The 5,046-nt window shown below is 62.0% G+C and carries 8 protein-coding genes and 2 pseudogenes; 7 read left to right on the top strand and 3 right to left on the bottom strand.

The window, feature by feature from the left end; translation table 11 throughout:
- Positions 1–103: 103 nt before the first annotated feature.
- A pseudogene (locus tag ACOI7Z_RS26820) lies at positions 104–340 on the top strand (GNAT family N-acetyltransferase); the annotation flags it as partial.
- 117 nt (positions 341–457) lie between these two features.
- Here the strand turns inward: ACOI7Z_RS26820 and merR are convergent.
- Positions 458–892 carry an Hg(II)-responsive transcriptional regulator gene (gene merR, locus ACOI7Z_RS26815; protein ID WP_000429838.1) on the bottom strand — a complete coding sequence of 145 codons (435 nt, stop codon included), beginning with the start codon at positions 890–892 and terminating at the stop codon, positions 458–460.
- A gap of 71 nt (positions 893–963) precedes the next feature.
- Here merR and merT point away from each other — a divergent pair, with 71 nt between their 5' ends.
- The 6 genes from merT to merE are packed head-to-tail and all read left to right on the top strand — an operon-like array spanning position 964 to position 4,111.
- On the top strand, positions 964–1,314 hold the full coding sequence (merT, locus tag ACOI7Z_RS26810; protein WP_032454987.1) for a mercuric ion transporter MerT: 351 nt from the start codon (positions 964–966) through the stop codon (positions 1,312–1,314).
- Between the two features lie 15 nt (positions 1,315–1,329).
- Positions 1,330–1,605, top strand: coding sequence for a mercury resistance system periplasmic binding protein MerP (merP, locus tag ACOI7Z_RS26805; RefSeq protein WP_000735441.1), 276 nt, complete (start codon positions 1,330–1,332; stop codon positions 1,603–1,605).
- 2 nt (positions 1,606–1,607) lie between these two features.
- Complete coding sequence (gene merF, locus ACOI7Z_RS26800; protein WP_000654684.1) at positions 1,608–1,853, top strand: mercury resistance system transport protein MerF; 246 nt, start codon at positions 1,608–1,610, stop codon at positions 1,851–1,853.
- Positions 1,850–3,496 (top strand): mercury(II) reductase, encoded by a 1,647-nt coding sequence (merA, locus tag ACOI7Z_RS26795; protein ID WP_000136268.1) that lies wholly within the window; start codon positions 1,850–1,852, stop codon positions 3,494–3,496. Before merF ends, merA begins: the two co-directional genes overlap by 4 nt.
- Before the next feature lie 16 nt (positions 3,497–3,512).
- Positions 3,513–3,878 carry a mercury resistance co-regulator MerD gene (merD, locus tag ACOI7Z_RS26790; RefSeq protein WP_003465059.1) on the top strand — a complete coding sequence of 122 codons (366 nt, stop codon included), beginning with the start codon at positions 3,513–3,515 and terminating at the stop codon, positions 3,876–3,878.
- Positions 3,875–4,111 carry a broad-spectrum mercury transporter MerE gene (gene merE / locus ACOI7Z_RS26785; RefSeq protein WP_001087809.1) on the top strand — a complete coding sequence of 79 codons (237 nt, stop codon included), beginning with the start codon at positions 3,875–3,877 and terminating at the stop codon, positions 4,109–4,111. The genes merD and merE overlap by 4 nt, the downstream gene beginning before the upstream one ends.
- A gap of 52 nt (positions 4,112–4,163) precedes the next feature.
- Here merE and ACOI7Z_RS26780 read toward each other — a convergent pair whose 3' ends face one another.
- Positions 4,164–4,778 carry a recombinase family protein gene (locus ACOI7Z_RS26780; RefSeq protein WP_000904941.1) on the bottom strand — a complete coding sequence of 205 codons (615 nt, stop codon included), beginning with the start codon at positions 4,776–4,778 and terminating at the stop codon, positions 4,164–4,166.
- Positions 4,779–4,838: 60 nt separating this feature from the next.
- A pseudogene (locus tag ACOI7Z_RS26775) lies at positions 4,839–5,046 on the bottom strand (TniQ family protein); the annotation flags it as partial.

Genomic DNA, 5,046 nt, shown 5'->3' with positions numbered 1-5,046 from the left:
GCGGACCCTGGTCAGGTTCCGCGAAGGTGGGCGCAGACATGCTGGGCTCGTCAGGATCAAACTGCACTATGAGGCGGCGGTTCATACCGCGCCAGGGGAGCGAATGGACAGCGAGGAGCCTCCGAACGTTCGGGTCGCCTGCTCGGGTGATATCGACGAGGTTGTGCGGCTGATGCACGACGCTGCGGCGTGGATGTCCGCCAAGGGAACGCCCGCCTGGGACGTCGCGCGGATCGACCGGACATTCGCGGAGACCTTCGTCCTGAGATCCGAGCTCCTAGTCGCGAGTTGCAGCGACGGCATCGTCGGCTGTTGCACCTTGTCGGCCGAGGATCCCGATGTCACTTTCAGAAGGCGACAGCACGAAATATCAAAAGTCGACCGCACGGTCTTTTCTGACGTTGGAGTCGCCTCAGAAAACGGAAAATAAAGCACGCTAAGGCGTAGTTCCCTCGGGCTACACCGCGTCCGCACTGCGCGGTTCTTTCTTCCCTTGCAGTGACGCAATCAGCGGGCAGGAAACGTTCCCCTTCCGCGCATGGCAGGCGCACACCAAATCAGACAGCACGGCCTCCATGCGCGCCAGGTCAGCCATCCTCTCGCGCACGTCCTTGAGCTTGTGCTCGGCCAGGCTGCTGGCTTCCTCGCAATGGGTGCCATCCTCCAGCCGCAGCAGCTCGGCGATCTCATCCAGGCTGAAGCCCAACCGCTGGGCTGATTTCACGAAGCGCACCCGCGTTACATCCGTCTCGCCATAGCGGCGAATGCTGCCGTAAGGCTTGTCCGGTTCCGGGAGCAAGCCCTTGCGCTGATAGAACCGGATGGTCTCCACATTGACCCCGGCCGTCCTGGCGAAAACGCCAATGGTCAGGTTCTCCAAATTGTTTTCCATATCGCTTGACTCCGTACATAACTACGGAAGTAAGCTTAAGCTATCCAATTCAGATTCGAAAGGACAAACGTATGTCTGAACCTCAAAACGGGTGCGGCGCGCTCTTCACTGGCGGGCTGGCCGCCATCCTCGCCTCGGCTTGCTGCCTCGGGCCGCTGGTTCTGATCGCCTTGGGGTTCAGCGGCGCTTGGATCGGCAACTTGACGGTGTTGGAACCCTATCGCCCCATCTTTATCGGCGTGGCGCTGGTGGCGTTGTTCTTCGCCTGGCGGCGCATCTACCGGCCGTCAGCCGCCTGCAAACCGGGTGAGGTTTGCGCGATTCCCCAAGTGCGAGCTACTTACAAGCTCATTTTCTGGGGCGTGGCCGTGCTGGTTTTGGTCGCGCTCGGATTTCCCTACGTCGTGCCATTTTTCTATTGATCACAGGAGTTCACCATGAAAAAGCTGCTTTCCGCCCTTGCCCTCGCTGCCGTTGTTGCCCCCGTGTGGGCCGCCACCCAGACCGTTACGCTGTCCGTACCGGGCATGACCTGCTCGGCCTGTCCGATCACTGTCAAGAAGGCGATTTCCAAGGTCGATGGCGTCAGTAAAGTTGACGTGACCTTCGAGACGCGCGAAGCGGTGGTCACCTTCGATGATGCCAAGACCAGCGTGCAGAAACTGACCAAGGCTACCGAGGATGCGGGCTACCCATCATCAGTCAAGAACTGATCATGAAAGACCCGAAGACACTGCTGCGGGTCAGCATCATTGGCACAACCCTCGTGGCGCTGTGTTGCTTCACCCCTGTTCTGGTCATTTTGCTCGGTGTGGTCGGCTTGTCCGCGCTGACCGGCTATCTGGACTATGTGCTGCTGCCTGCGCTGGCGATTTTCATCGGCTTGACCATCTACGCCATCCAACGAAAACGCCAAGCCGATGCCTGCTGCACCCCGAAATTCAATGGAGTAAAAAAATGACCGAAATCACCGTGAATGGCATGACCTGCACATCCTGCGCCACCCATGTCAAAGATGCTTTGGAAAAGATTCCCGGCGTGAATGCCGCTGTGGTGTCCTATCCAGAAAGCCGCGCGCAAGTCATGGCAGACACCGCCGTGAGCCACAACCAACTGCTGGCCGCCATCGCCGCATTGGGTTATCAAGGCTCGATCCGGGTTGGTGATTTCAAAGATGAACCAAAAATCCGTGATGCACTTGAGGGCGCCGGTTTGCATATCGCCATCATTGGCAGCGGCGGGGCCGCGATGGCGGCGGCGCTGAAGGCCGTCGAGCAAGGCGCGACGGTCACGCTGATCGAACGCGGCACCATCGGCGGCACCTGCGTCAATATCGGCTGTGTGCCGTCCAAGATCATGATCCGCGCTGCCCATATTGCCCATCTGCGCCGGGAAAGTCCGTTCGACGGCGGTATTGCGGCAACTGTGCCTGCGATTGACCGCAGCAAACTGCTGGCCCAGCAGCAGGCCCGTGTCGATGAACTGCGGCACGCCAAATACGAAGGCATCCTGGACGGCAATCCAGCCATCACCGTTTTGCACGGTGAAGCGCGTTTCAAGGACGACCAGAGCCTGGTCGTCCGTTTGAACGAGGGTGGCGAGCGCGAGGTAACGTTCGACCGCTGCCTGGTCGCCACCGGTGCCAGTCCGGCCGTGCCGCCGATTCCGGGCCTGAAAGAGTCACCCTACTGGACTTCCACCGAAGCGCTTGTCAGCGACACCATTCCCGCACGCCTGGCCGTGATCGGTTCGTCGGTGGTGGCGTTGGAACTGGCGCAAGCCTTTGCCCGGCTCGGCAGCCAGGTCACGATCCTGGCACGCAGCACCTTGTTCTTCCGGGAAGACCCGGCCATCGGCGAGGCCGTGACAGCCGCTTTCCGCGCCGAGGGCATCGAGGTGCTGGAGCACACGCAAGCCAGCCAGGTCGCCCATGTGAACGGCGAATTCGTGCTGACCACCGGACACGGTGAATTGCGCGCTGACAAGTTGCTGGTTGCCACCGGTCGGGCACCGAATACGCGCAGCCTCGCGCTGGACGCGGCGGGGGTCACTGTCAATGCGCAAGGGGCCATCGTTATCGACCAAGGCATGCGCACGAGCAACCCGAACATCTACGCGGCCGGCGACTGCACCGACCAGCCGCAGTTCGTCTACGTGGCAGCGGCCGCCGGCACCCGTGCCGCGATCAACATGACCGGCGGCGACGCAGCCCTCAATCTGACCGCGATGCCGGCAGTGGTGTTCACCGACCCGCAAGTCGCCACCGTGGGCTACAGCGAGGCGGAAGCGCACCACGATGGCATCGAGACCGACAGTCGCACGCTGACACTCGACAACGTTCCGCGAGCGCTTGCCAACTTCGACACACGCGGCTTCATCAAGCTGGTCATCGAGGAAGGTAGCGGACGGCTCATCGGCGTGCAGGCGGTGGCCCCGGAAGCGGGCGAACTGATCCAGACGGCGGTGCTCGCCATCCGCAACCGCATGACGGTGCAGGAACTGGCCGACCAGTTGTTCCCCTACCTGACAATGGTCGAGGGGTTGAAGCTTGCGGCGCAGACCTTCAACAAGGACGTGAAGCAGCTTTCCTGCTGCGCTGGATAAAAAAAGGAGGTTTTCAATGAGCGCCTACACCGTGTCCCGGCTGGCCCTTGATGCCGGGGTGAGCGTGCATATCGTGCGCGACTACCTGCTGCGCGGATTGCTGCGTCCGGTGGCGTGCACCCCGGGCGGCTATGGCCTGTTCGATGATGCCGCCTTGCAACGGCTGTGCTTCGTGCGGGCGGCCTTCGAGGCGGGCATCGGCCTGGACGCGCTGGCGCGGCTGTGCCGGGCGCTGGATGCTGCGGACGGCGATGAAGCGGCCGCGCAGCTTGCCGTTCTGCGCCAGTTCGTCGAGCGTCGGCGCGAAGCGTTGGCCGATCTGGAGGTGCAGTTGGCCACCATGCCGACCGAGCCGGCACAGCACGCGGAGAGTCTGCCATGAACAGCCCCGAGCGCTTGCCGTCCGAGACGCACAAACCGATCACCGGCTACCTGTGGGGCGCGCTGGCCGTGCTCACCTGTCCCTGCCATTTGCCGATTCTCGCCATTGTGCTGGCCGGCACGACGGCCGGCGCGTTCATCGGAGAGTACTGGGGTATCGCAGCCCTCACGCTGACCGGTTTGTTCGTCCTGTCTGTGACACGACTGCTGCGGGCCTTCAAAGATCGATCATGAGCGCTTCCCATTGAGACAAACCACGCTGTCGCTACGTTGCCTCATGCCGGCATCAAATTCGGCTGAGTAGCTTCTCGCCATCTGGACGTAGCTCACCCTTGGGTGAAACATGCCGATACAGGGTCTGCCGCGTGACGCCAAGTTCCTGGCACAGGTCGCCGACCTTGGTCTCTGGCTGACCCATTGCCGCCATCGCCAGCCGCAGCTTGGCGGCGGTCATCTTGAACGGCCGGCCGCCTTTCCGCCCGCGCGCGCGGGCCGAGGCTAGGCCGGCAATCGTGCGCTCCGCGATCAACTCGCGCTCGAACTCGGCCAGGGCGGCGAAGATGCCAAAGACCAGCTTGCCGGCGGCGGTCGTGGTGTCGATGGCCGCGCCGTGCCCGGTTAATACCTTCAAGCCGATGCCGCGCCCAGTCAGGTCGTGCACGGTGTTGATGAGATGTCGCAGGTCGCGTCCGAGCCGATCCAGTTTCCACACGACCAGTGTGTCGCCAGTTCGCAACGCCTTCAGGCAGCTCGTCAAGCCGGGCCGATCCTCGCGCATGCCGGATGCCTGGTCCTCGTAAAGATGTACTGGATCGACCCCGGCGGCAATCAGCGCGTCGCGCTGCAAATCGGTAGCCTGGGAGCCGTCCGCCTTCGATACCCGCATGTAGCCTATCAGCATGTCGTACCTGTCACATATACGTTCGATTATGTGACAGTGTGCACCGGAAAGTTCTGGTCGTCAAAATTTGTCACTTAACCCGTCATTCTGTCTAAGACATGCAAAGGGTCCATCAGGCACGTAATGTGACAGGAATTCCGGGGGGATGCCTTCCTTTGCGAAGGTGGCGCGCAACTGTTCCAGGGAAGCGGGGTCGCGCCGACCATAGGAAGCCAACGCGAACAGCGAGCGTGCCGTCTCGGGGTCGTGCCGCGCTTCAATGATGGCC

Origin of the sequence: Klebsiella sp. C283, from assembly GCF_048822555.1 — a bacterium.
Classification (GTDB): domain Bacteria; phylum Pseudomonadota; class Gammaproteobacteria; order Enterobacterales; family Enterobacteriaceae; genus Klebsiella; species Klebsiella quasipneumoniae.
The sequence above is the reverse complement of the archived record's forward strand: the minus strand, read 5'-3'. Positions and strand labels throughout refer to the sequence as shown.

Coding starts and splice junctions, on each gene's coding strand:
- merE (WP_001087809.1), top strand. CDS start 3,875: ATGAACAGCCCCGAGCGCTTGCCGTCCGAGACGCACAAACCGATCACC.
- merA (WP_000136268.1), top strand. CDS start 1,850: ATGACCGAAATCACCGTGAATGGCATGACCTGCACATCCTGCGCCACC.
- merT (WP_032454987.1), top strand. CDS start 964: ATGTCTGAACCTCAAAACGGGTGCGGCGCGCTCTTCACTGGCGGGCTG.
- merF (WP_000654684.1), top strand. CDS start 1,608: ATGAAAGACCCGAAGACACTGCTGCGGGTCAGCATCATTGGCACAACC.
- ACOI7Z_RS26780 (WP_000904941.1), bottom strand. CDS start 4,778: ATGCTGATAGGCTACATGCGGGTATCGAAGGCGGACGGCTCCCAGGCT.
- merD (WP_003465059.1), top strand. CDS start 3,513: ATGAGCGCCTACACCGTGTCCCGGCTGGCCCTTGATGCCGGGGTGAGC.
- merP (WP_000735441.1), top strand. CDS start 1,330: ATGAAAAAGCTGCTTTCCGCCCTTGCCCTCGCTGCCGTTGTTGCCCCC.
- merR (WP_000429838.1), bottom strand. CDS start 892: ATGGAAAACAATTTGGAGAACCTGACCATTGGCGTTTTCGCCAGGACG.